Origin of the sequence: Vibrio sp. 10N.261.55.A7 (assembly GCF_002877365.1) — a bacterium.
Taxonomy (GTDB): domain Bacteria; phylum Pseudomonadota; class Gammaproteobacteria; order Enterobacterales; family Vibrionaceae; genus Vibrio.
This window is the reverse complement of the sequence record NZ_MCWZ01000271.1, coordinates 1-2,146: the sequence shown is the minus strand read 5'-3', so window position 1 is coordinate 2,146 and position 2,146 is coordinate 1. Positions and strand designations below refer to the sequence as shown.

General features: G+C 42.4%; 1 protein-coding gene. It reads right to left on the bottom strand.

Going from position 1 to position 2,146, the window contains the following annotated elements; all coding sequences use genetic code 11:
* Positions 1-2,146: Calx-beta domain-containing protein (locus BCU12_RS23315; RefSeq protein ID WP_347231987.1), on the bottom strand; the 2,146-nt coding region annotated here is incomplete at both ends.

Genomic DNA, 2,146 nt, shown 5'->3' with positions numbered 1-2,146 from the left:
GTCTTCACTAGAGTTTGTGAATTGAATAGCATCTAAAATATCTTCAAATTCCGATGCTGACACACCACCTTGGGCATCTGCGACAATCAGATAAACCAAAGCACTGCCGATGGTTTCTGTCGTCACGGTAAAACCAGATACCGATGGTACGACAATACTGTCGCCTGCTTGTTTATTCGTTAAGGTAACGGTCATTGATTGAACAGCATCTTTGTCATCAAAAATGTCTGCATCTAAATCTGCAATAGCAACACCAGTTTGACCCTCAGTAAAGGTGCTCTCATAGCCTGTTGTTGCATCCGATTTGGTCACTTTTATTACCAAATCATCAAAGTCGTTATCTTCTCTTTCCTTTCTCTGGTCGTCAAAGCTTAGGATTAGGTTTCCATCAGCATCTGTTGATGTGCGCAACTGACTGTCATCTTCATTGCCTATGAAGACTTTTTTGTCACTTACGTTCCCGTCAATAACCAACTGACCATCAGAGGTTAGCTCCAATTTATTGGCATCTTTTACAGCTGCTGCACCATCTTGAATCAAGAAGTAGTCAACATTATCAAGAGAATCAATTGACCCCAAATTTGGGTTACTCACATCGTTTGAATTTCCAACTAATACGTGTAGCTCTTGTGTGCCAGAAGATTCATCGTAAATGTAATACCCAAAAACGTTATCGTATCCAGCATTTTCACTAACAAACTCGTAGCTGTATTCGCTTCCATCAAGGTCTATTATTGGTTTTTCATTGTCAGTGATTGTCGCAATACCATTGACATACCCACTTTGAGCATCGGTTCTAGCAGACAAAGCAAATTGCTCGTTGTCATCAATGTGCAAATCGTCTTCGGTATCTACAAGTACATCGAACGAGGTAACACCAGCTGGAATATTTACTGTAAAGCGACCGTTTACAACGTTAGCGTTCACTGTTTCTTCAGGATCACCGTACTTAATTGTTACCGTTTCTGCAGAGCCATAGTCTTCTGGAGCGGTCGCACTTGAGTCTGTGTACTTAAGTCTTACGAGAGTCTGAGTTGTACTTTCGTTCGATAGCTCCACGGTGAATGTGGCTGTGTTACCTTCTTCTACTTGTACATTAGATATAGATTCAACAATAGGACGGTCATCATCAGGAGTATCGCCACTTGCTGCCCCACTATCGTCTATGGTTGCTTCCGCAGTTGCCTTACCATTTGAATCAGTAGTTACACTATTAATATCTCTAACAACAAGTTGGAACTGCTCTGGTCCTTCAAATACAGGCGCTCCGTTATCATCCACTGTTGGTACTTCAACATAAATATCCTGAACATTAGCGGGTATAGAAACTAGATTTCCGTCAAGCTCTAGGTATGTCTTGTCTCCATCCTTAAAGTAATAAACCTCAAGATCACCAATATCATCAGCCTCTGCTGTATTTGAGCTACCACTTACTTTAGTTCTTACATCAAGTGTCACTATCTCATCTATTGGCTTAGACAAATTGACAGTAAATGTTGCAATATCGCCTTCAGAAACAGTGCCAGCACCAGTTACGGTTAAGTCCGGAATATCCTCGTCATAATCAGGTTTAGAATTTGAACGATCATCAAAGATGTATACAGTGTCGCTAGCACTTTGCCCAGCAACATTGTTGTCTGTTGTTGTAGCGGTCAGTGATACACCTTCCACCTCTTCTGTTTCAAGATCATCAATCACTGCGATTCGAACTTGAACACCTTCAGCATCCGCAGGTAACGTTAGTGAGCCGTTATATGTTTCCCAAATAGAGCCATTGAAATATTCTACTTTGTTTTCATAGTCTGAACCGACTGTCGCATCGCCACCAAGAGTCAGCACTACATCAACATCATTTGCTGCTGGCCCACTTAACTTAACTTCATAGGTTAAGTAAGCATCATCACTTTCTGTTAGATTATCTCCACCGGTAACGACGATATCCGGAGCGTCTTCATCCACTTTACTGCCGTCTTCACGCTCGACTAGATCATCTTTGATGATGCCTTGTGCACTTGCCGACTGGGCATTGACGTGGTTGCTGTCCGTTGTTGCCGTAACTATTACCGACTCTCTTGTTTCGGTTTCATTGTCATCGAGCACTTCAACGCGTACCTTGACCACGCCTGAGTCCGGCGTTTGGAAGCCA